Genomic DNA, 20,731 nt, shown 5'->3' with positions numbered 1-20,731 from the left:
CGGGTGCGACCTCTCAGCTGACTCGGCTGCGGACGATGTACCGCGCGAGCATGTTGATGACCAGGGTGATGACGAAGAGGATCAGACCCGACGCGATGAGCGCGTTGAGTGCCGTGCCCGAGGCCTCGGCGAACTGCAGGGCGATGTTCGCGGCGATCGTCGAGGGGTTCTGCGACGTCAGCATCTGGAACGTGACGTTCGTCGAGACCGACAGCACCAGCGCGATCGCCATCGTCTCGCCGAGTGCACGGCCGAGGCCGAGCATGATCGCGGAGACGATGCCGGACTTCGCGAACGGCAGGACCGACAGGCGGATCATCTCCCAGCGGGTCGCGCCGAGGGCCAGGGCCGCTTCCTCGTTGAGGGTCGGGGCCTGCAGGAAGATCTCACGCATGACCGCGGTCATGATCGGGATCGCCATGACGGCGAGGACGATCGACGCCGTCAGGATCGTGCGGCCGGTGCCGGACACCTGGCCGGAGAACAGCGGGAACCAGCCGAGGTGCTCGTTCAGGAACACGTAGAACGGCTTCACCAGGGGCGCCAGCACGGCGATGCCCCAGAGGCCGTAGACGACCGACGGCACCGCGGCCAGCAGGTCGATCACGTAGCCGAGGACCGGCGCGAGTCGACGCGGCGCGAAGTGCGAGATGAAGAGGGCGATCCCGAGGGACAGCGGCACGGCGATCACGAGCGCGATGAGCGCGGACCAGACGGTGCCGAAGACCAGGGGGCCGACGAAGTCCCAGAAGTTCGTGGCCTTGCCCGGCAGCTCGCCGACCTTTGCGGAGAAGGCCGGGATGCTCTGCCAGACGAGGAACGCGGCGACGAGCACGAGCACGAAGAGGATGAGGCCGCCGGCGATGACCGACGCGGCGGAGAAGACGCGGTCGCCGACACGGACGACGGCCTTCGGCTTGATCGGGGTGACGGTGGCCCCTGGCTGGGCCGGTGCGGTCGTCATGGGGTACTCCTGTCGGAGGAACGCCGGGGGAGGCGACGGGTTCTGGGGTGGTGGTGCGGTGTCCGGACCGTGGGCCCGGAAGGGTGCCCGTCCGGGTGGGGTCCTGGACGGGTGCGCGTCCGGGTGGGGTCCTGGACGGGTGCGCGTCCGGGTGGGTCCTGGACGGCTGAGTGCCCGGACGCCGGTCGTGTGGGTGGGACCGGCGTCCGGGCGCTCAGAGGGCCTTACTTGATGGACGCGACCGCGTCCTTGGCCTTCGACGCGAGGTCGGAGGAGAGGGCGGCCGACTTGGCCTCCTTGGCAGCGGCGTCCTGAGCGGCGCTCGAGACGACGTAGTCGAGGTAGCCCTTCACGAGCTCGGCCTTGTCGGCGTCCTTGTACTCCTGGCACGCGATGGCGTAGGAGACGAGGACCAGCGGCCAGGCACCGTCAGCGGTGTCCTTGCGGTCGATGTCGATCGCGAGGTCGTTGGCCTCGCGGCCGGTCGCGATCTTCGAGTCGGCGACGACCTGCGCGGCACCGTCGGCCGAGATCTCGGTCGCCTTGTCGCCGACCATCAGCTTCGCGCGGTCGAGGTCGCCCGCACCGGAGTCGTCGATGTAGGTGATGGCGTTGGTGGCGTTGCCCATCGCGGAGGCGACACCGGAGGTGCCCTTCGCGCTGTCACCGACCGAGTACGGGAAGGTCTGGCTGGGCTCTTCGGTCCAGACGTCAGAGGCGTTCGCGGAGACGTACTCCGAGAAGTTCTGCGTGGTGCCCGAGTCGTCCGAGCGGTGCACGACCGTGATGTTCGCGTCCGGCAGCTTCGCGTCCTTGTTCAGGCCGGCGATCTCCGAGTCGTTCCACTTGGTGATCTTGCCCGAGAAGATGCCCGCGATGGTCTTCGCGTCGAGGGTCAGGTCGCTGACGCCGTCGACCTTGTACGCGATCGCGATCGGGGAGATGTAGACGGGGATGTCGATGCCCTTGGTGTCCGCCTTGCAGGACTCGAACTTGCCCGAGAGCTCCTCGTCCTTCAGCGCGGCGTCGGAGCCGGCGAAGTCCGCGGCACCCGACATGAAGTTCTCGCGGCCGGCACCGGAGCCGTCCGGCGTGTAGTTGACGGTGACGCCCGAGGCTTCGTTCTGGAAACCGGCGGCCCAGGTGGCCTGCGCGGTCTGCTGTGCGGACGAGCCCGAGCCGGTCAGGGTGCCGGAGAGCTTCGAGTAGTCGCTGCCGCTGGTGGAGGAGGACTCGGTGCTGCCCGCGTCCTCGTTCGCCGCGCACGAGGAGAGCACGACTGCGCCGGCGATCGCGATTGCTGCGATCGAACCGATTCGCTTGATGTTCACAGGGGTCCCTTCGGGAATGGAATGCAGTGGGACCACTGCGGTCCCTGGGCCGGTGCCGACCCGGGAGCGACTGTAGGGACGCGAGGTGACCGCAATCACCCCCGCTGGTGAACGGGAGGTGAACGAGGGGTTGTCCGCGTCGGGGCGGCGTGCGCCGCACCCGCGCAGGGAGCAGGATCGGGGGCACTGTGCGCTCGTTCGGAAGATGCGCACGCATGATCGCGGACGAGCGGTCGGGAGGCCCGGATCGCGTTCCCGGGCGCGGCGCGGCCCCGTCGTGTGGTCGGGTGCCGGGCGTCTGCGCTGCGGCCCGGTGGCGCTGCGGTCCGGCGGCACTGCGGTGCGGCGGCACTGCGGTGCGGCGGCACTGCGGTGCGGCGGCGCTGTGGTCCGCCGGCGCTGCGGTCCGGCGGTGGCCGGCTACGCCGGGATCGTGTTGCGGTGCGTCTCGACCGCGACGAGGGTGTCCCCGGCGATGTGCATGACGGAGAAGTCCCCGACGGACAGCAGCGCGGCGCGGCGCAGGTCGAAGCGGCCGGAGTCGTCGGCGGTCGCGGTGGCGATCCGGGCGATGATGTCGGGCAGCACCGGGCCGTGCGAGCAGAGGACGGCGGTCTTGCCCTTGTCGAGCCGGCGCCGGACGACGCCCTTGACGTCGGCGGCGCCGCGGTCGTGGGCGTCCTGGCTGATGTCGGCGGTGCTCGAGACCCCGAGCTTCGTCGCGGCGGACAGCGGTTCGACGGTCGCGAGGCACCGCGCCGCCGTGCTGCTCACGATCTTCTTCGGGCCGAACGCCGCGACCGGTGCGGCGGCGGCCTTGGCCTGCGAACGGCCGACGGGCAGCAGTGGACGGGTGGCGTCGGGGCCGTCCCAGTCCGAGCCGGGCACCGTCTTCGCGTGGCGCAGGGTGATCAGGGCGAACGTGCGGTGCTGTCCGGCGGCGGCGCGTTCGGCGAACCGGTCGAGGATCGCGACGTCCCGCTCGTACGTCAGGCGGTTGCGGGCGTCGTCGATGGTGACCCACTCGAGCGCCGCGACCTCGTGGTTCGGCACGAAGGCACCGGCGCGGGCGTACTCCTTGGCCGAGACCCGAGCCGCCCAGTAGTGCACGACCTTGTCGCGGCCGTTCGGCAGCACGTACTCGGCGGTGCCGAGCGGTGCGCCGAGGTGGACGCGGTACCCGGTCTCCTCGTCGATCTCGCGCACGGCGGTCGTCGGGACGGCCTCGCCCGGGTCCACCTTGCCCTTGGGTAGGGAGACGTCCTTGTGGTGGTCGCGGTGGATGAGCAGCACGAGGGGCGTGCCGTCCTGTTCGCGCCAGACGACCGCACCCGCAGCGACGACGGGGCCCGAGGGACCGCCGCTCACCGAGTCGAGCGCTTCCGGGCCGAGATCTTCCGCATGGTCACATTCTGCACGTCCTCGAGCGGACGGCCCGCATCGTCCGTGGAGTGCCGTGTCCACTCGCCGTCGGACTCCAGGTGCCACGAGCTGGCGGTGTCGGCCATCGCCAGGTCGAACATCTCCTGGACCTCGTTGATGTGGTCCGGGGCGACCAGCCGCACGAGCGCCTCGACGCGTCGGTCGAGGTTGCGGTGCATCATGTCGGCGCTGCCGATGAACACCGCCGGGTCGCCGTCGTTGTGGAACGCGAACGCACGGGAGTGCTCGAGGTAGCGCCCGACGATGCTCCGCACGCGGATCGTGTCGCTGACGCCTTCCATGCCCGGCTTGAGCGAGCAGATGCCGCGCACCCACACGTCGATCGGCACCCCGGCCTGGCTCGCCAGGTACAGCGCGTCGATGATCTGCTCGTCGACCATCGAGTTGACCTTGATCCGGATGCCCGAGGGCTTGCCGGCGCGGGCGTTGGCGGCCTCGGTCTGGATGCGCTTGAGCAGGCCCTTCCGCAGGTGCAGCGGTGCCACCAGCAGGCGCTTGAACTTCTTCTCGATGGCGTAGCCGGACAGCTCGTTGAACAGGCGGGTGAGGTCCTTGCCCACCGTGTCGTCCGAGGTGAAGAGCCCCATGTCCTCGTAGATGCGCGAGGTCTTCGGGTTGTAGTTGCCCGTGCCGATGTGGCTGTAGTGCTTGAGGGTCCCGCCCTCTTGCCGGATGACGAGCACCAGCTTCGAGTGCGTCTTCAGCCCCACCAGGCCGTAGACGACGTGCACGCCGGCCTTCTCGAGCTTCCGGGCCCAGGTGATGTTGTTCTGCTCGTCGAAGCGGGCCTTGATCTCGACCAGGGCGAGGACCTGCTTGCCGGCGGCCGCGGCGTCGATGAGCGCTTCGACGATGGGGCTGTCGCCGGAGGTGCGGTACAGGGTCTGCTTGATCGCCAGGACGTTCGGGTCGGCCGCGGCCTGCTCGAGGAACGCCTGCACGCTCGTGGCGAAGGACTCGTAGGGGTGGTGGACCAGGACGTCGTTCGCCTTGATCGCACGGAACAGGTCGGGCTTCGTGTTCGGCTCACCCGGCTGGAACTGCACCGGGGTGGTCGGCACGTGCTTCGGGTAGTGCAGGTCCGGACGGTTGATCTTGGAGATCTCGAACAGCCCACCGAGGTCGAGCGGCGACGGCAGCCGGAAGACCTCTTCCTCGGTGATGTCGAGTTCACGCACGAGCAGGTCGAGCGTCACCGGATCCATGTCCTCGGTGATCTCGAGGCGGATCGGCGGACCGAACCGGCGGCGCAGGAGCTCGCGCTCGAGGGCCTGGATGAGGTTTTCGGCCTCGTCCTCCTCGATCTCGACGTCCTCGTTGCGAGTGACCCGGAACACGTGGTGCTCGAGGACCTCCATCCCCGGGAACAGGTCGTCGAGGTGGTTCGCGATGAGGTCTTCGAGCGGGATGAAGCGCATCCGGCCGGAGTTGTCGTCGGGGAGCTTGATGAAGCGCGAGAAGTTCTGCGGCACCTTGAGGCGCGCGAACTCCTGGCGCTGCGACTTCGGGTTGCGGACCCGCACCGCCAGGTTGAGCGAGAGCCCGGAGATGTAGGGGAACGGGTGCGCCGGGTCGACGGCCAGGGGCATGAGCACCGGGAAGATCTGCTCGTTGAAGTACTCCCGCATCCGCTGCCGGTCGGCTTCGTCGAGGTCGGACCAGTGCTCGATGTGGATGCCCGCGGCGTCGAGGTCGGGCTTGAGCGACCCGATGAAGGCCTGGGCGTGCCGGTCCTGCAGCTCGTGGGCCTTCTTCGCGATGTCCCGCAGGACGTCGCTGGGAGCACGGCCGACGTTGGTCGGGACGGCGATGCCGGTGTCGATGCGCCGCTTCAGGCCGGCGACGCGGACCATGAAGAACTCGTCGAGGTTGGACGCGAAGATCGCCAGGAAGTTCGCCCGCTCGAGCAGGGGCTGCGTGCGGTCTTCACCCAGCTCGAGCACGCGCTGGTTGAACCGGAGCCAGCTGAGCTCGCGGTCGAAGTAGCGGTCCGTCGGCAGCGACTCGTGCTCGATCTCGACGACCTCGTCGAAGTCGTCCAGGTCGGGTGCGACGGATTCGCCGTCGAGCTGCGGTTCGGTGTCCATCCCCACATCCTGCCACCCGGCCCCTGCCACCGGAGGGGCCTCGGTGGACGCTGTGGAAACCGGCGGTGAACCGTTCGGTTGTGCAGGAACGGCCGCGACGGACCGAGGTGCTGCGCTCAGCGCGCGAAGACCTGCACGAACGCGCCCCACTGCGCCGGCGCCCGCTGCTCGAGCCACGCGCAGAACTCGGGGTAGGCGGCATCGATGGACAGGACACTGATCACCCCGCGCTGGCCGTGCACCTTGACGTCCAGGCCGCCGAAGCGGTTCGTCGTGGGCCGGATGTGCTTGATGGCAGCGGGGTCGACGGTCCGGGCGGCACGGAACATCGGCGTGACGACCAGCTGCGAGTCGTACGCCTCGACCCGGCGCCGCTTCTGCCCGACGCCCAGGTAGACGAACAGCAGCCAGAACAGCCCGATGCCGAGACCGCCGAGGAGCATCCCGATCGCCTCGGGGTCGTCGAGCAGGGCGAGTGCGGCCAGCAGGAAGAACCCGCCGACCACGATGAAGACGATCCCGATGATCCGGAGCAGCAGGTAGTTCCACCGGCGAGCGCGGACGGTGAAGAGCACGCCGTACGCCTCGTCCCCGACGACCGTCGACGGGGGTCGCTTCCGGTCGCTCTGGCGGACGAGTGCGGTGACGACGGCGGGGATGGCGACCATCGCGGCCATCGCGAGGAACACCGGCGACGGGTTGAAGTTCACCGCCCTGCCCCCGAGCGTGTGTCCGGACGTCGTCGTTCGATGGGCGATCCGCCCTGGTCCCCCTGGATCATGGGCGCAGCGTATCAGTGACCTGAGGGTTGCTCCGGCGCCGCGTACTGCACGTCGATCGCGTGCTGCGTGAACCCCGAGCGCCGGTACAGCGCCAGCGCCGGCTCGTTGTCCCCCTCGACGTAGAGTGCGGCGGCGGTCAGGCCGCGGCCGCGCAGCCGAGCGGTGCCCGCACGCATGAGCACTCCGCCGAGCCGCTGCCCCTGCAGGTCGGGCCGCACGGCGACGGCGTAGAACTCGCCGATGCCGTCCTCGACCTTGAGCCAGCACGAGCCCGCGAGCTGCCCGGAGGCATCGCGGAGCAGCAGCAGGTCCTCGCCTGCGAACCAGTCGTCGGATTCGCGGGCGTGCAGGTCGTCGAGCGTCATCCGCCCCTGCTCGGGGTGGCGTGCGAAGGCGGCGGCGTTCAGCGCGAGCCAGTCGGTCTCGTCGTCGGTGCCGGGGCGGAACGCCGACAGGGAGTAGCCGTCGGGCAGCGCGACGTCGGCGGCGACGTCCACATCGGAGTCGGTGACGGGCGCCCGGAGCTGCAGCAGCGTGCGGACCGCGCGCCAGCCGAACCGGTCGGCCAGCGCTCGCGCTGCCGGGTGGTCCCCGTGCGCCCACGCGAGCCGGGGAGCGGCCCCGCCGCCCAGCGCGAGTGCCTGCGTCACCAGGGTCGTGCCGATGCCCTGGCCACGGGCCTCCTGGGCGACGACGAGTTCCAGCTCGCCGTCACGGACCACGGCGACCCCGTGGTCGACCGTCAGGACGGTCGCGCGCCCCGCGCGGACGTCGACCAGGGTCTGGTCGGAGAACGGGGGAGCCTCGCCGGGGGCGACGAAGCTGCCGAGGTCGGGCAGCACTACTGCCCCATCAGGCGCTCGGCCTCGTCGTCGTAGACGTTGAAGCGGTACCCGACGTTGCGGACGGTGCCGATGAGCGACTCGAGGTCGCCGAGCTTGGCGCGCAGCCGTCGGACGTGCACGTCGACCGTGCGGGTGCCACCGAAGTAGTCGTAGCCCCAGACCTCGCTGAGCAGCTGCTCGCGGGTGAAGACGCGGGACGGGTGGGTGGCGAAGAAGCGCAGGAGCTCGAACTCCTTGAACGTCAGGTCGAGCGGCCGGCCGCGCACCTTGGCGGAGTAGCTGGCCTCGTCGATGACGACACCGGACGCCTGGATCTTCGAGCTCGTCTGGCCCTTCGCCGCACGACCGGCCGACAGCCGGATGCGGGCGTCGATCTCGGCCGGGCCCGCGCTCTCGAGTACGACGTCGTCGACGTTCCAGTCGCTGTTGACGGCGGTCAGTCCGCCCTCGGTGACGACGAGCACGATCGGCGTGGTCGACCCCGACGAGGCGAGGATCTTGCACAGGGCCTTCGCGCTGACCAGGTCGGTGCGGGCGTCCACGAACATCAGGTCGCTCTGCGGGGCGTTGACCAGCTGTGCGGCCTCGGCCGGCACGTGGCGGATCCGGTGGCTCAGGAGGCCCAGGCTCGGCAGGACGTCTCCGGGCGCGGTCGAGGTGAGTACCAGGAGCTGTGCCACAGGACCTCCGGAGGTGGATGACGTCGTGGAGACATCCTAGTGATGCTCGGGAAGGACTCATCCGGCCGGACGGATTGCGCGTCATCCCGCACCGCATGGCGCGAGCAGCGCACCGCTCGGCGCGAGCACCGCACCGCACGGTGCGTGCGTTCCGCACGTCCCTGACATGATGGAGCGCGTGACCGAGCCCGTGCACCCCACCGACCAGCGTCGCCTTCGGCTGACGTCCGTCCTGCCGGTCTGGGTGCTGGCGGTCGTCGGGGCCGTGCTCGTGCTGACCGTGGCCGAGCGTGACGCCTTCGCCTGGCTGCTGCTCGTCTTCGTCGCCTGCGTGATGGTCAGCTTCGTGCTGCAGCTCATCACCGCCACGAAGGACGGTCTGGTCGAACGGATCAGCATCGCGTCGTCCGGGGCGTTCGTCGTGGTCCTCGTCACCGCGGTGGTGCTCCTGACGCGTTGAGCCGAGCCGCGTAGACTCCGAGCATGGATTCGCTGCTTGCGCTCGAGCTCTTCTACGTCGGCCTCCTCGGCCTGGCGTCGCTCGCGATCGCGTTCATCTCGGTGGTCGTCGTCGTGAAGCTGTTCAAGGGCCAGCGTTGATCGAGCTGCCCGAGGGCCTCGCCCCCGAACTGGTCCCGCTGTCGTGGCTGGTCGGCGTGTGGGAGGGCACCGGCGTCGTGGAGTACCCGGTCGGTGACGACGACGAGGTCCGGAACTACGAGTTCGGCCAGCGCGTCAGCTTCAGTCACGACGGCCTGCCCTACCTGAACTACTCGTCCACCACGTGGCTGCTCGACGACGAACACACCCCGCTCGCCGCCGAGATGGGCTACTGGCGGATCGACCGGCCGACCGAGCCCGGCGACCGCGGCCCGGCGATGCTCCTGGGCGAGGGGCCGACGCCGTTCAGCACGGTCGAGAGCGTCGAGGCGCTCCGCAACACCACGGACGGCTTCGACGTCGAGGCCGCGATCATCCACCCGACGGGCGTCAACGAGCTCTACGTCGGCCGTGTGCTGAAGGGTCGGATCGACCTGTCGACCGACGCCGTGCTGCGCTCGCCGAACGCGAAGGACTACTCCGCCGCGACCCGCCTGTACGGACTGGTCGAGGGCAAGCTCTTCTGGGCGTGGGACATCGCCGCGCTCGGTCGCGAACTCACCTCGCACGCCTCGGGGCAGCTCGCGAAGGTCGACTGATGTCGGTGTTCGCCGCGCGTGACGGCTTCGTCGCGGCCGACTCGGTCGCCGCGCACTTCGGCAACCCGATCGGGGAGCAGCGCCTGCTGTCCCGCGGTCGCGCCGTCGTCGAACTCGGTCTGGGCGTCGTCACGGTCTCCGGGCCGGACCGCCTGTCGTGGCTCAACTCGATCACCTCGCAGCAGCTCACCGGGTTGCCGACCGGCGTCAGCACCGAGACGCTCGTCCTCGACCAGGCCGGACGCGTCGAGCACGCGGCTCGCGTCGTCGACGACGGTGCGACGGTCTGGCTGCTCACCGAGCGCGCTGACGCTGCGCCGCTCGCCGGGTGGCTCGACTCGATGCGCTTCATGCTCCGGGTCGAGGTCGCCGACCGCTCCGCCGACTTCGTCACCCTCGGCTGGTTCGGGGCGGACGCCCCGTTCGCGTCCGTCGAACTGCCGGAACCGCCCGTCGCCGAGTGGGTCGACCCATGGGGCGCCGTCACGCCGGGCGGATGGGGCTACGCCGACCAGGAGGCCCACCCCGGCTCCGGCTGGACCCTCCGCATCGCCGTGGTCACCCCCGGCACCGCGGCCGCGATCGCCGCGTCGGACGTGCCCGTCGCGGGGCTGCTCGCGTACGAGGCGCTGCGGATCGCCGCCTGGCGCCCGACCCTGTCCGACGTCGACGAGCGGACGATCCCGCACGAGCTCGACTGGCTGCGTTCCGCCGTGCACCTGTCGAAGGGCTGCTACCGCGGGCAGGAGACCGTCGCCAAGGTCCACAACCTCGGGCACCCGCCGCGTCGGGTCGTGCTGCTGCACCTCGACGGGTCCGACGGCGTCCTGCCGGCGCCCGGCACCCCCGTGCTGCTCGACGACAAGCCCGTCGGTCGGCTCTCGGCCTCGGCGATCCACCACGAGCTCGGTCCGATCGGGCTCGCGGTGGTGAAGCGCTCGCTCGACCCCACCGCGACCCTGCGGCTCGAGGCCGACGACGTCGTGGTGACCGCGGCGCAGGAGACCATCGTCCCGCCCGAGGCCGGTGCGACGGCGAACGTCCCGCGCCTGCCCCGGCTCGGAGCCGTCAAGCGCTCCTAGCTCCCCGTTGACGGTCGGAAAACACCGGTGTTCGCCGGTCGCACCGCGGTTTGCGGGTGTTCGGAGCGCGAACACCGGTGTCTTGCGTCGCAGCGTCAGGCGGGCTCGACGGCCGACCACGGGACGCTGAGCTCACCGAGCCGCCAGCGCGTCACCCCGTGCAGCACCGGCCAGCCGCGGTCACGCATCCCGCGCACGGTGGCGATCCACCGCTGCCGGGGCCCGTACGTGCCGAGCGGTGCGGCGACCGCCCACGACAGGTCGAGGTCGCGCAGGAACGCGTGCACCCGTTCGCCGGGCACGTTGCGGTGGATCAGCGCCTTCGGCAGCCGCTCGGCGACGATCGAAGGCACGTCGAGCCCGGCGAGCCGGAGGGACACCGTGAACGTCTGCGGTGCGACGTCGTCGAGCGTCACCCACGATGCGACCCGACCGACTTCGTTGCAGGTCCCCTCGACGAGCGCACCGCCGGGCTGCAGCCGGTCCTGCATGATCCGCCACGACCCGACCACCGCGGACTCGTCGTACTGCCGCAGCACGTTGAAGGCCCGGATGACGGCGGGCCGGCGCTGCCCGGGTGTCGGCGTCTCGAAGCCACCCAGGCGGAACGTCACGCCGTCGCGGGTGCCTGCGTTCGCGAGCGCGACCCGCGAGGGCTCGATCTCGATGCCGGTCACCTCGACGTCGGGTCGGACGGCCGCCAGCCGGTCGCGCAGTTCGAGGGTGGTGGTCGGCGATGCCCCGTAGCCGACGTCGGCGACGAGCGGGTCGTCCGTTCGGCGCAGCACCGGCAGGGTCGCGATCCACCGGTCGACGCGGCGGAGCCGGTTGTACCCGGTCGTCCCGCGCGTCACGTTCCCGATGGGCATGCGTCAAGGGTACGGGGCCGGTACCGCTCGGTAGACTCGGAGGCATGACCTCCACGCTCGTCCTGCTCCGTCACGGCAACAGTGACTGGAACCAGAAGAACCTGTTCACCGGTTGGGTCGACGTCCGGCTCAGCGAGCTGGGCGAGAAGGAGGCGAAGCGTGCCGGCGACCTCATCGCCGAGTCCGGCATCGTCCCCGACGTCCTGTACACCTCGCTCCTGACCCGTGCGATCCAGACGGCGGACCTCGCGCTGCTGCAGGCCGACCTGGCCTGGCTGCCGGTGAAGCGCGACTGGCGCCTCAACGAGCGCCACTACGGGGACCTGCAGGGCAAGGACAAGGCCCAGACCCTGGCCGAGTACGGCGAGCAGCAGTTCATGGAGTGGCGCCGCTCGTTCGACGTCCCGCCGCCCCCCATCGCCGACGACGCCGAGTGGTCGCAGTTCGGTGACCGTCGTTACGCCGAGCTCGGCGACCAGCTGCCCCGCACCGAGTCGCTCAAGCTCGTGATCGACCGCCTGCTGCCCTACTGGGAGTCCGACATCACGAAGGACCTCGCCGCCGGCAAGACCGTGCTGGTCACGGCCCACGGCAACTCGCTGCGTGCGCTCGTGAAGCACCTCGACGGCATCTCGGACGACGACATCGCCGGCCTGAACATCCCGACGGGCATCCCGCTGGTGTACGAGCTCGACGACGACTTCACGCCGACGAAGCCCGCGTACTACCTGGACCCCGAGGCCGCCGCAGCCGGCGCCGCCGCCGTGGCCGCCCAGGGCGCCAAGAAGTAGCACCCACGCAGAACGCCCCGTCCGGCATCCGGGCGGGGCGTTCGTGCGTGTGCGGGGCTTCGCGAAAGCGACAGTGGGTCGCGAACGTTCCGCCGACTCCTGTCGCTCTGCCAGGAGGAACGGATCGCCCCGTCGACGACCTGTCGCTTCGGCAGCGTGGTCGGCTCGACGAGCCGTGGCTGGTCAGACGAAGTGCGACGCGATCTCCTGCACCAGGGCGCCGACGTCGTAGGGCTTCGTCGTGTCGACCCGGATCACCGGGACGCCGGGCAGCCCGACGGGCCGGGCGTCGTCGCCGTGCTCGTCCCAGAAGGCCAGCACGTCGGCCAGGTCCCCGTGCACCTCGTGCCGCACCGGCACGGTGCCCGGTTCGTACCGGTCGCGCAGCCGCTGCTCGGCGGTGGCGCGGTCCGTGTCGCACCACACCTCGACGGCGCGAGGGGACCCGGCGGACGCGAGTCCGGCCTCCAGGAGGTCGCGGTCACGGGACGGCAGCCAGACGGCGTCGAGGACGACCCCGTTCTCGACGGCCCGCGCCATGGACCACATCGTGTCCATCGCGATGCCGCCGAGCGGCCGCGAGGCGATCATCGGGCCGACGACGTCGGCGAGCGGCTCCTTGATGCGGTCCTTCGACAGGAACGGGCAGCCGAGCACCTCGGCGAGTGCCGTGCCGATGCTGCTCTTGCCGGAACCGGGCATGCCGTTGACGATGATCGCGACCTGGGCCATGCCACGATCCTCGCAGACCGATCGGGTCGGGTCAGACCGATCGGGTCGGGTCAGACCGCCGCGGTCGAGGTGGACGCGCCGGTCCAGTCGCCGGTCGCCAGGTACTCGACCTTCTTGGCGATCGAGACCGCGTGGTCGGCGAAGCGCTCGTGGTAGCGGGAGGCCAGGGTGGCGTCGACGGTGTCGATCGGCCCGCCCTTCCAGGCCTCGCCGAGCACGAAGTCGAACACGCTGGCGTGCAGCTCGTCGACGGCGTCGTCCTCGTCGCGGATCTCGGCCGACAGCGCGATGTCCTCCGTGGCGAGCAGCCGCGTGAGCTTCTGCGCCATCGCGACGTCGTGCCGGCCCATCTCCTTGAACGTGCTGCGCAGGCCCTTCGGCACGACCTTCTCGGGGAAGCGCTGGCGGGCGAGCTGCGCGATGTGCTCGGCCATGTCGCCCATGCGCTCGAGCGAGGAGCTGACGCGCAGGGCGGTGACGACGACGCGCAGGTCGCGGGCGACCGGGGCCTGGCGGGCGAGGATGTCGATCGCGATCTCGTCGAGGCTGTTCGCGGCGAGGTCGATCTTCTCGTCGTCGGCGATCACCTCTTCGGCGAGGGCGACGTCGGAGTCGCTGAAGGCCTGCGTGGCTCGGGTGATGGCGGACTCGACGAGCCCGGCGATCTCGGTCAGTCGCTCCTGGACGTCCTGGAGTTCCTGCTGGAAGACTTCGCGCATGGGGGAGTACCTCTCTCTGCGTACCGGACGAGTGTCGTCAGCCCAGGTGAACGAACGGTGACGCGGGGCTGAACGCTTCGCGTTCTGGCCTTCCGCAGACGGTGAACGGTACCGGAACCCCGCATGACCATCCCTACACTGGCGGCATGGACAACGCGTGGCTCGTGCCACTGTCGATGCTCCTCGGCGGGGTCTTCGGCGCGGGCGTCGTGGTGCTGATCATCACCGCCGAGCGGACGGCACGTGCTGCCGACGTGGCGGAGCGGACCCTGCCGGACGGCGTCGCAGCGGTCATCGCGACGATGCACAACCCGGCGGTCGTCATCGACCCGTCGAACACCGTCGTCGCGGCATCCCCCCAGGCCCTCACGGCGGGGCTCGTCGTGCGCCGACGCCTGGTGCACCACGAACTGCTCGAGCTCATCGACCGGGTGCGCAAGAGCGGGGAGATGGGGTCGGAGGACCTCGAGCTGCCGCGTGGTCGCCACGGGGAGCTCATCGGCTACCTCAGCTTCCGTGCCGCCCAGCTCGGCAACCGGTACGTCCTGCTCACGGCGGACGACCTGACCGAGAGCCGGCGCATCGACGAGGTCCGCCGCGACTTCGTCGCCAACATCTCGCACGAGCTGAAGACGCCGATCGGCGCCATCGGCCTGCTGTCCGAGACCCTCGTCCTCGCCGCCGACGACCCCGTGCACGTGAAGAAGTTCGCCGCGCAGCTCATCACCGAGTCCGAGCGGCTCGGAGCGCTGACGAAGGACATCATCGAGCTGTCCCGGCTGCAGTCCGTCGACGCGCTCGAGAACAGCGAGGAGACCGGCATCGACAAGATCGTGCAGGCCGCGATCGACGCGAACGAGGTCGTCGCCCGCGCCCGCTCGATCGAGATCATCCGCGCCAAGAAGTCGAAGCTGCGGGTGATGGGCGACCGGGGGCTGCTGCAGGTCGCGGTGTCGAACCTCATCGCCAACGCGGTGAAGTACTCGCCGGACAACACCCGCGTGGGCGTGGGCGTCCGGTCGTCGAAGGGCTTCGTCGAGATCGCCATCACCGACCAGGGCGTCGGCATCCCCGAGGCCGACCTCGACCGCGTCTTCGAACGGTTCTACCGTGTCGATCCCGCACGGTCGCGCGCCACCGGGGGCACCGGCCTCGGGCTCGCGATCGTCAAGCACGTCGTCAGCAACCACGGTGGTGACGTGCGCGTCTGGTCGCAGCCCGGCAAGGGCTCGACCTTCACCATCCGTCTGCCCGAGGCAGATCCCGAACTGACCACAGCACTCGAAGAGCAACTGGAAGAGCAGCCATCGTGACCAAGATCCTCATCGTCGACGACGAGCCGGCCCTGAGCGAGCCCCTGGAGTTCCTGCTGCAGCGTGAGGGGTACGAGACCTCCGTCGCTGCCGACGGCGTGACCGCGCTGTCGAAGTTCGACGCGGAGAACCCCGACCTGGTGCTCCTCGACCTCATGCTGCCGGGCCTGAGCGGCACCGAGGTGTGCCGGCAGATCCGGACCCGGTCGAACGCACCGATCATCATGCTGACCGCGAAGGACTCGGAGGTGGACATCGTCGTCGGGCTCGAGCTCGGCGCCGACGACTACGTGACGAAGCCGTACTCGACCCGGGAGCTCCTGGCCCGGATCCGAGCCGTGCTCCGTCGCCGCACCGAGGACGACCCGGCGGACAGCGGCATCCTGCAGGTCGGCGGCATCCGGATGGACGTCGAGCGGCACACGGTGTCGGTCGACGGGTCCGAGACCCCCATGCCGCTCAAGGAGTTCGAGCTCCTCGAGCTGCTGCTCCGGAACGCCGGCCGTGTGCTGACCCGCGGGCAGCTCATCGACCGGGTGTGGGGTTCCGACTACTTCGGTGACACCAAGACCCTCGACGTGCACATCAAGCGCATCCGCTCGAAGATCGAGCGGGTCCCGTCGACCCCCGAGATCCTGGTGACGGTCCGCGGTCTCGGGTACCGCATCGAGGCCTGAGACGGACGGACAGGAGGCCCGGTGCGAGTCCCTGGGACTCGCACCGGGCCTCCTGTGCGAACGGCTCGGGCGCGGTGTCAGCAGCGCTCGTCGGCGTCAGTTGGTGCCGTTGTCGCCCTCGGACGAATCCGTCTGCGAGTCGGTCGGCTGCGTGCCGGGCACGGCCTCGCCGGTCGACTGTGCGCCGCTCTCGGACGGGGACGTCGAGGTGGGCGTCGGGGTCGGGCTCGGCGCGAGGGTCTGGTACTCCTCCTGCGAGCTCGTCAGCACCGGCACGTTGGCCGAGGTGCCCTCGGCGTCCGGGTAGCTGAAGTAGACCTTCACGAGCGAACCGGGCTTCGCGTCCGCGTTGTCGAACACGATCGGTTCGGCGTCACCGGCGGTGGTGCCCTGCGTGGTGTCGCCCTCTTGCACGCTCGACTCGTCGTCGCTGCCCGCACCCGCGGCCATGGCGAGGTCGACGTGGGTGTTGGCCGGCACGTCGACGGTCTGGGTGTCGCCGCCGATCTCGATCGAGACGGTGTAGTCGTCCTGGTCGTCGTTGTTCACCAGCGTGCCGATGAAGCGGGCGCTCTCACCGTCGTCCGAGATCAGGAGGGCGTTCCGCACGTCGACCTTGCCGGTCGAGACGTCCACGCCGTCGGTGATCTGCTTGATGTCGACGGTGTGGGCCGGCGACATGAACTCGCACCCGGTGGCGCCGAGCGCGATGGTTGCCGCAACGGCGACGGACACGAGTACCCGAGGTCGCAAGAGATTCCTCCGTAAGTCACGATGGAGACCGGGCGGTCCCCGCGCCCATCCTAGCGATCACCGGGAGGGGTGAGCGTTGAGGGTCCCCTTACCGGAACGGCCCTTGTGGTAAACTGGATGTCTGGGAACGGAGCCTGATACATGCAATTCGAGGTCGGCGAGACCGTCGTCTACCCCCATCACGGGGCGGCAACCATCTCTGAAGTCAAGACTCGCGTCATCAAGGGCGAGGAAAAGGTCTACCTGAAACTGCGGGTGACGCAGGGTGACCTGACGATCGAGGTCCCGGCGGACAACGTCGACCTGGTCGGCGTCCGCGACGTGATCGGCAAGGAAGGACTCGACAAGGTGTTCGAGGTCCTCCGGGCGCCGTTCACGGAAGAGCCCACCAACTGGTCACGCCGCTACAAGGCGAACCTCGAGAAGCTCGCTTCCGGTGACGTCATCAAGGTGTCCGAGGTCGTCCGCGACCTCTGGCGGCGCGATCAGGACCGCGGGCTCTCCGCGGGTGAGAAGCGGATGCTGGCCAAGGCCCGGCAGATCCTCATCTCCGAACTCGCGCTGGCCGAGAAGACCGACGAGGACAAGGCATCGACCGTCCTCGACGAGGTCCTGGCGTCCTGAGCCTGACGACAGCGCACTGAACACGACAGCACGAACGACGACCGCACGGTTCCCCGAAGGGGTGGACCGGGCGGTCGTCGTCGTTGCGGCCGGCTCCGGCACCCGGCTCGGCATCGGGACCGCGAAGGCGTTCGTGCCCGTGGCCGGTGCGCTGATGCTCGCGCGGGCGCTCGAACCCCTGTTCGCGCTGCCGTCACCGACGCTCGTCGTCGTGGTCGCACCCGCGTCGCACCTGGACGAGTGCCGGCAGGTGGTCGGTTCGGTCGCGGGTGCTGCGGTCGCGTACACGGCCGTCGTCGCCGGAGGCACGGATCGCCACGGTTCGGTCGAGGCCGGCCTGGCCGTCCTGCCGGACTCCGTCACCACGGTGCTCGTGCACGACGCGGCGCGGTGCCTCACGCCCGCGGCACAGTTCTCGCGGGTGTTCGACGCCGTCGCCGCCGGTGACGGTGCGGGCGTCGTGCCGGCGCTCCCCGTCACGGACACGGTCAAGCGGGTCGACGGCGACGTCGTCGTCGAGACCGTCGACCGTGCGGCGCTCGTCGGGGTGCAGACGCCGCAGGGCTTCCCGCTCGCGGCACTGCGGCAGGCCTACGCGGTGTCGTCGCAGTCCGAGACGGACGACGCCGGGGTGTTCCAGGCCGTCGGGGGCACCGTGCGGTTCGTGCCGGGTGACGCCGATGCCTTCAAGATCACGACGCCGTGGGACCTCGGCCGGGCCGAGTCGATCGTGCGGGCGCGGTCCGAAGCTGGTGCTGGTGCTGGTGCCGGTGCTGGTGCGGCGGGTGCCAGCCAGGCGGACGCCGTCGCGGTCCGACTCGGGCTCGGGGTCGACGTGCACGCCTTCGACGACGCCTCGCCCTGCCGCGTCGGGCTGCTCGACTTCCCCGGCGAACCCGGCCTCTCCGGGCACAGCGACGGTGACGCGGTGGCGCACGCGGTGTGCGACGCCCTGCTCTCCGCCGGGGGCCTCGGCGACATCGGCGGACGCTTCGGCACCGCTGACCCGCAGTACGCCGGCGCCACGGGCGACGTGTTCGTGCGCGGCGCGGTCGCGTTGCTCGCCGACGCCGGGCTCGTGCCGGTGTCCGTCACCGTGCAGGTCATCGGCAACCGGCCGCGCATCGGTCGTCGTCGCGACGAGATGCAGGACGCCCTGTCCGCGGTCGTCGGTGCTCCCGTCGCCGTGTCCGGCACGACGACCGACGGGCTCGGGTTCACCGGCCGTGGCGAGGGGCTCGCGGCGATCGCCACGGCACTCGTGCGTCCCTCCTGAAACCGCGGCGCCGCGCCGATTAGGGTTGAGGCGTGACCGTTCGCCTCTACGACTCCCGCGCCGCAGCCGTCGTCGACCTCGTGCCCCTGGTCGACGGACACGTGAGCGTCTACGTCTGTGGTCCGACGGTGCAGTCGTCGCCGCACATCGGGCACCTGCGGTCCGCGCTCGTCTACGACATCTGGCGTCGGTGGCTCACCCACCGTGGGTACCGGGTGACCCTGGTGCGGAACGTCACCGACATCGACGACAAGGTCCTCGACCTGGCTGCAGGCACGGACGAGGAGTGGTTCGCCCGCGCCTACCGGGTCGAGCTCGAGTTCACGGCCGCGTACAACGCCCTCGGCATCCTGCCCCCGACGTACGAGCCCCGCGCCACCGCGAGCGTGCCGCAGATGCACGAGATCATCCAGCGCCTCATCGACCGCGGGCACGCCTACGCCGCCGACGACGGCTCGGGTGACGTCTACTTCGACACCGGCAGCTGGGCCGACTACGGGGTGCTCACCCGGCAGCGGCGCGAGGACATGGTCGAGGCCGCCGACGCCGACCCGCGTGGCAAGCGCGACGCCCGTGACTTCGCGCTCTGGAAGGGTGCGAAGCCCGGCGAGCCGTCGACGGCCAACTGGGACTCCCCGTGGGGCGCCGGCCGTCCGGGCTGGCACATCGAGTGCTCGGCGATGTCGCGCCGGTACCTCGGCCCCGCGTTCGACATCCACGGCGGCGGGCTCGACCTGCGCTTCCCGCACCACGAGAACGAGCTGGCGCAGTCCACGGCCGCCGGGGACCCGTTCGCGTCGTACTGGCTGCACAACGGCCTGGTGACCGTCGAGGGCCAGAAGATGTCGAAGTCGCTCGGCAACTCGATCTTCGCGGCGGACTTCCTCGGATCCGCTCGTCCCGCCGTCGTCCGCTACTTCCTCGGTGCCGCCCACTACCGCTCGTCGATCGATCACCACGAGGGCTCCCTTGCCGAGGCCGAGGCTGCGTACGACCGCATCGCCGGGTTCCTCGAGCGCGCCGAGACCCGGCTCGAGGGTGTCCACCTCGCCGACGCCCCGGCCGTGCCCGAGACCTTCGCCGCGGCCATGGACGACGACCTCTCCGTGCCCCAGGCCCTGGCCGTGCTGCACGAGACCGTGCGCACCGGCAACGCCGCCCTGGACGCCGACGATGCGGAAACGCTCGGGACCGCGTACCATCAGGTGGCTGCGATGGTGGAGGTGCTCGGCATCGACCCGCGAGCCGCCCACTGGTCGGGCGGCGGCCACGACACCTCGGCAGGCCCGCTCGCCGCCCTCGTCGAACGCCTCGTGCAGGAGCGCGCGGACGCCAGGGCAGCACGGGACTTCACCGCGGCCGACCGCGTGCGCGACGACCTCGCCGCCGCGGGCATCACGATCGAGGACACGCCGTCCGGAACACGCTGGAGCATCGCCTGAACACGGCAGTGCCGAACAGGAGCTACGCATGAAGAACGTCTCGGGAAGCAAGAAGGGTCGGCCCGGCGCCGTCCGCACCGGTCGCAAGGGCAACAAGCAGGTCGGTTCCGGCGGACAGGGCGCCCAGGCGCTCGAGGGTCGCAAGCCGACCCCGAAGGCCGAGGACCGCCCGTACCACCCGGCCGGCAAGCGCAAGGCCGCGAAGGACCGCTTCGAGGCGGCCAAGGGTCGGCACGGTTCCTCGAGCACCCCGCAGGGTCGCACGGGCCGTCCGCCGGCACGCAAGACCGACGACTCCGAGCTGGTGACCGGGCGCAACTCCGTGCTCGAGGCCCTGCGCACGAAGACCCCGTCATCGACGCTCTACATCGCGTCGCGCATCGAGGTCGACGACCGCGTGAAGGAGATCCTCGCGCTCGCCAACCACCGCGGTGTGCCGATCATCGAGCTCATGCGTCCCGAGCTCGACCGCATCACCGGACACGACAGCGTGCACCAGGGCGTCGCCCTCAAGGTGCCGGCGTACCAGTACGCCGTGTCCGAGGACATCGTCGAGCAGGCGTTCTCGCGTGACCAGGTCCCGCTGCTCGTCGCACTCGACGGCATCACGGACCCCCGCAACCTCGGCGCGATCATCCGCTCGACCGCGGCGTTCGGCGGACACGGTGTCATCGTGCCGCAGCGTCGTTCGGTCGGCGTGACGGCGTCGGCGTGGAAGACCTCGGCCGGTGCCGCGGCACGCACCCCCGTCGCGATGGCCCCGAACCTCACGCAGACCCTGAAGTCGCTCAAGTCGATGGGCCTGTTCGTCCTCGGCCTGGACGGCGACGGTGACGTGGAGCTCGACGGCCTCGAGCTCGCGGACCGCCCGATCGTGATCGTCGTCGGTTCCGAGGGCAAGGGCCTGTCGCGCCTGGTCACCGAGACCTGCGACGCCATCGTGTCGATCCCGATCTCGAGCGCCACCGAGTCCCTGAACGCCGGCATCGCCGCGAGCGTCACCCTGTGGGAGGTCGCGCGGCGCCGTCGCACCGCGTAGCCCCAGCACTTCGTGAGCAGGAATGGTCGCCTCCCCGAGCGGGAGGCGACCATTCCTGCTCACGGTGCTGGCCGGGCTGGGTG

21 protein-coding genes are annotated in these 20,731 nt (G+C 70.4%); 10 read left to right on the top strand and 11 right to left on the bottom strand.

What is annotated here, in order from left to right:
- Positions 1-13: 13 nt before the first annotated feature.
- The 7 genes from pstC to DEJ19_RS16175 form a co-directional block, all read right to left on the bottom strand.
- Positions 14-964 (bottom strand): phosphate ABC transporter permease subunit PstC, encoded by a 951-nt coding sequence (pstC, locus tag DEJ19_RS16205; protein WP_111233715.1) that lies wholly within the window; start codon positions 962-964, stop codon positions 14-16.
- Between the two features lie 224 nt (positions 965-1,188).
- Positions 1,189-2,295, bottom strand: coding sequence for a phosphate ABC transporter substrate-binding protein PstS (locus tag DEJ19_RS16200; protein ID WP_111233716.1), 1,107 nt, complete (start codon positions 2,293-2,295; stop codon positions 1,189-1,191).
- Positions 2,296-2,715: 420 nt separating this feature from the next.
- Positions 2,716-3,663 (bottom strand): NUDIX hydrolase, encoded by a 948-nt coding sequence (locus DEJ19_RS16195; RefSeq protein WP_111233717.1) that lies wholly within the window; start codon positions 3,661-3,663, stop codon positions 2,716-2,718.
- Positions 3,660-5,825: an RNA degradosome polyphosphate kinase gene (locus DEJ19_RS16190; RefSeq protein WP_071404719.1), complete on the bottom strand. Its 2,166-nt coding sequence runs from the start codon at positions 5,823-5,825 to the stop codon at positions 3,660-3,662. Before DEJ19_RS16190 ends, DEJ19_RS16195 begins: the two co-directional genes overlap by 4 nt.
- Before the next feature lie 116 nt (positions 5,826-5,941).
- A complete protein-coding gene (locus tag DEJ19_RS16185) occupies positions 5,942-6,535 on the bottom strand; it encodes a hypothetical protein (protein WP_111233718.1) in 594 nt (197 codons plus the stop codon).
- 83 nt (positions 6,536-6,618) lie between these two features.
- The gene (gene mshD / locus DEJ19_RS16180; protein ID WP_111233719.1) at positions 6,619-7,449 is read right to left on the bottom strand and encodes a mycothiol synthase; all 831 of its coding nucleotides are present in this window, start codon (positions 7,447-7,449) and stop codon (positions 6,619-6,621) included.
- The gene (locus DEJ19_RS16175; RefSeq protein WP_017888078.1) at positions 7,449-8,132 is read right to left on the bottom strand and encodes a response regulator transcription factor; all 684 of its coding nucleotides are present in this window, start codon (positions 8,130-8,132) and stop codon (positions 7,449-7,451) included. The genes mshD and DEJ19_RS16175 overlap by 1 nt, the downstream gene beginning before the upstream one ends.
- A gap of 178 nt (positions 8,133-8,310) precedes the next feature.
- Between DEJ19_RS16175 and DEJ19_RS16170 the strand changes: the two genes are divergently transcribed.
- From DEJ19_RS16170 to ygfZ, 3 genes are all read left to right on the top strand, one after another.
- On the top strand, positions 8,311-8,592 hold the full coding sequence (locus DEJ19_RS16170; protein WP_146250692.1) for a hypothetical protein: 282 nt from the start codon (positions 8,311-8,313) through the stop codon (positions 8,590-8,592).
- 136 nt (positions 8,593-8,728) lie between these two features.
- The gene (locus tag DEJ19_RS16165) at positions 8,729-9,331 is read left to right on the top strand and encodes a heme-binding beta-barrel domain-containing protein (protein WP_111233721.1); all 603 of its coding nucleotides are present in this window, start codon (positions 8,729-8,731) and stop codon (positions 9,329-9,331) included.
- A complete protein-coding gene (ygfZ, locus tag DEJ19_RS16160) occupies positions 9,331-10,413 on the top strand; it encodes a CAF17-like 4Fe-4S cluster assembly/insertion protein YgfZ (protein WP_111233722.1) in 1,083 nt (360 codons plus the stop codon). The genes DEJ19_RS16165 and ygfZ overlap by 1 nt, the downstream gene beginning before the upstream one ends.
- 95 nt (positions 10,414-10,508) lie before the next feature.
- Here the strand turns inward: ygfZ and DEJ19_RS16155 are convergent, their stop codons facing one another.
- Positions 10,509-11,282, bottom strand: coding sequence for a class I SAM-dependent methyltransferase (locus DEJ19_RS16155; RefSeq protein WP_110863119.1), 774 nt, complete (start codon positions 11,280-11,282; stop codon positions 10,509-10,511).
- 44 nt (positions 11,283-11,326) lie between these two features.
- Here DEJ19_RS16155 and DEJ19_RS16150 point away from each other — a divergent pair, with 44 nt between their 5' ends.
- The gene (locus DEJ19_RS16150) at positions 11,327-12,073 is read left to right on the top strand and encodes a phosphoglyceromutase (RefSeq protein ID WP_111233723.1); all 747 of its coding nucleotides are present in this window, start codon (positions 11,327-11,329) and stop codon (positions 12,071-12,073) included.
- 183 nt (positions 12,074-12,256) lie between these two features.
- Here the strand turns inward: DEJ19_RS16150 and DEJ19_RS16145 are convergent, their stop codons facing one another.
- Together DEJ19_RS16145 and phoU are read right to left on the bottom strand one after the other, a co-directional pair.
- Positions 12,257-12,805 (bottom strand): P-loop nucleotide/nucleoside kinase family protein, encoded by a 549-nt coding sequence (locus DEJ19_RS16145; protein ID WP_035809234.1) that lies wholly within the window; start codon positions 12,803-12,805, stop codon positions 12,257-12,259.
- Between the two features lie 50 nt (positions 12,806-12,855).
- The gene (gene phoU, locus DEJ19_RS16140; RefSeq protein ID WP_027466613.1) at positions 12,856-13,524 is read right to left on the bottom strand and encodes a phosphate signaling complex protein PhoU; all 669 of its coding nucleotides are present in this window, start codon (positions 13,522-13,524) and stop codon (positions 12,856-12,858) included.
- A 146-nt stretch (positions 13,525-13,670) separates the two neighbouring features.
- Here phoU and DEJ19_RS16135 point away from each other — a divergent pair, with 146 nt between their 5' ends.
- Together DEJ19_RS16135 and DEJ19_RS16130 are read left to right on the top strand one after the other, a co-directional pair.
- Entirely contained in the window at positions 13,671-14,837 is a 1,167-nt protein-coding gene (locus DEJ19_RS16135; protein ID WP_071404724.1) for a sensor histidine kinase, read from the top strand.
- A complete protein-coding gene (locus DEJ19_RS16130) occupies positions 14,834-15,514 on the top strand; it encodes a response regulator (protein ID WP_027466611.1) in 681 nt (226 codons plus the stop codon). Before DEJ19_RS16135 ends, DEJ19_RS16130 begins: the two co-directional genes overlap by 4 nt.
- Before the next feature lie 96 nt (positions 15,515-15,610).
- On the opposite strand, the gene DEJ19_RS16125 is transcribed toward DEJ19_RS16130, so the two are convergent.
- Positions 15,611-16,267, bottom strand: coding sequence for a hypothetical protein (locus DEJ19_RS16125; protein ID WP_128780543.1), 657 nt, complete (start codon positions 16,265-16,267; stop codon positions 15,611-15,613).
- Between the two features lie 141 nt (positions 16,268-16,408).
- Here DEJ19_RS16125 and DEJ19_RS16120 point away from each other — a divergent pair, with 141 nt between their 5' ends.
- From DEJ19_RS16120 to rlmB, 4 genes are all read left to right on the top strand, one after another.
- Positions 16,409-16,891 carry a CarD family transcriptional regulator gene (locus DEJ19_RS16120; RefSeq protein ID WP_017888066.1) on the top strand — a complete coding sequence of 161 codons (483 nt, stop codon included), beginning with the start codon at positions 16,409-16,411 and terminating at the stop codon, positions 16,889-16,891.
- A gap of 61 nt (positions 16,892-16,952) precedes the next feature.
- Positions 16,953-18,167, top strand: a complete 1,215-nt coding sequence (ispD, locus tag DEJ19_RS16115) for a 2-C-methyl-D-erythritol 4-phosphate cytidylyltransferase (RefSeq protein WP_111233724.1) — start codon at positions 16,953-16,955, stop codon at positions 18,165-18,167.
- A 32-nt stretch (positions 18,168-18,199) separates the two neighbouring features.
- Positions 18,200-19,609 carry a cysteine--tRNA ligase gene (cysS, locus tag DEJ19_RS16110; RefSeq protein WP_111233725.1) on the top strand — a complete coding sequence of 470 codons (1,410 nt, stop codon included), beginning with the start codon at positions 18,200-18,202 and terminating at the stop codon, positions 19,607-19,609.
- 28 nt (positions 19,610-19,637) lie between these two features.
- Positions 19,638-20,648 carry a 23S rRNA (guanosine(2251)-2'-O)-methyltransferase RlmB gene (rlmB, locus tag DEJ19_RS16105; RefSeq protein WP_027466607.1) on the top strand — a complete coding sequence of 337 codons (1,011 nt, stop codon included), beginning with the start codon at positions 19,638-19,640 and terminating at the stop codon, positions 20,646-20,648.
- The last annotated feature ends 83 nt before the right edge of the window (positions 20,649-20,731 follow it).

This window comes from Curtobacterium sp. MCSS17_016 (assembly GCF_003234255.2).
GTDB classification, from domain to species: domain Bacteria; phylum Actinomycetota; class Actinomycetes; order Actinomycetales; family Microbacteriaceae; genus Curtobacterium; species Curtobacterium flaccumfaciens.
This window is presented reverse-complemented; position numbering and strand designations above follow the sequence as displayed.

Bases quoted from the DNA above. Each gene is read 5' to 3' on its own strand.
- pstC (WP_111233715.1), bottom strand. From the start codon at position 964: ATGACGACCGCACCGGCCCAGCCAGGGGCCACCGTCACCCCGATCAAG.
- DEJ19_RS16135 (WP_071404724.1), top strand. From the start codon at position 13,671: ATGGACAACGCGTGGCTCGTGCCACTGTCGATGCTCCTCGGCGGGGTC.
- rlmB (WP_027466607.1), top strand. From the start codon at position 19,638: ATGAAGAACGTCTCGGGAAGCAAGAAGGGTCGGCCCGGCGCCGTCCGC.
- DEJ19_RS16190 (WP_071404719.1), bottom strand. From the start codon at position 5,825: ATGGACACCGAACCGCAGCTCGACGGCGAATCCGTCGCACCCGACCTG.
- DEJ19_RS16145 (WP_035809234.1), bottom strand. From the start codon at position 12,805: ATGGCCCAGGTCGCGATCATCGTCAACGGCATGCCCGGTTCCGGCAAG.
- DEJ19_RS16120 (WP_017888066.1), top strand. From the start codon at position 16,409: ATGCAATTCGAGGTCGGCGAGACCGTCGTCTACCCCCATCACGGGGCG.
- ygfZ (WP_111233722.1), top strand. From the start codon at position 9,331: ATGTCGGTGTTCGCCGCGCGTGACGGCTTCGTCGCGGCCGACTCGGTC.
- DEJ19_RS16150 (WP_111233723.1), top strand. From the start codon at position 11,327: ATGACCTCCACGCTCGTCCTGCTCCGTCACGGCAACAGTGACTGGAAC.
- DEJ19_RS16155 (WP_110863119.1), bottom strand. From the start codon at position 11,282: ATGCCCATCGGGAACGTGACGCGCGGGACGACCGGGTACAACCGGCTC.
- phoU (WP_027466613.1), bottom strand. From the start codon at position 13,524: ATGCGCGAAGTCTTCCAGCAGGAACTCCAGGACGTCCAGGAGCGACTG.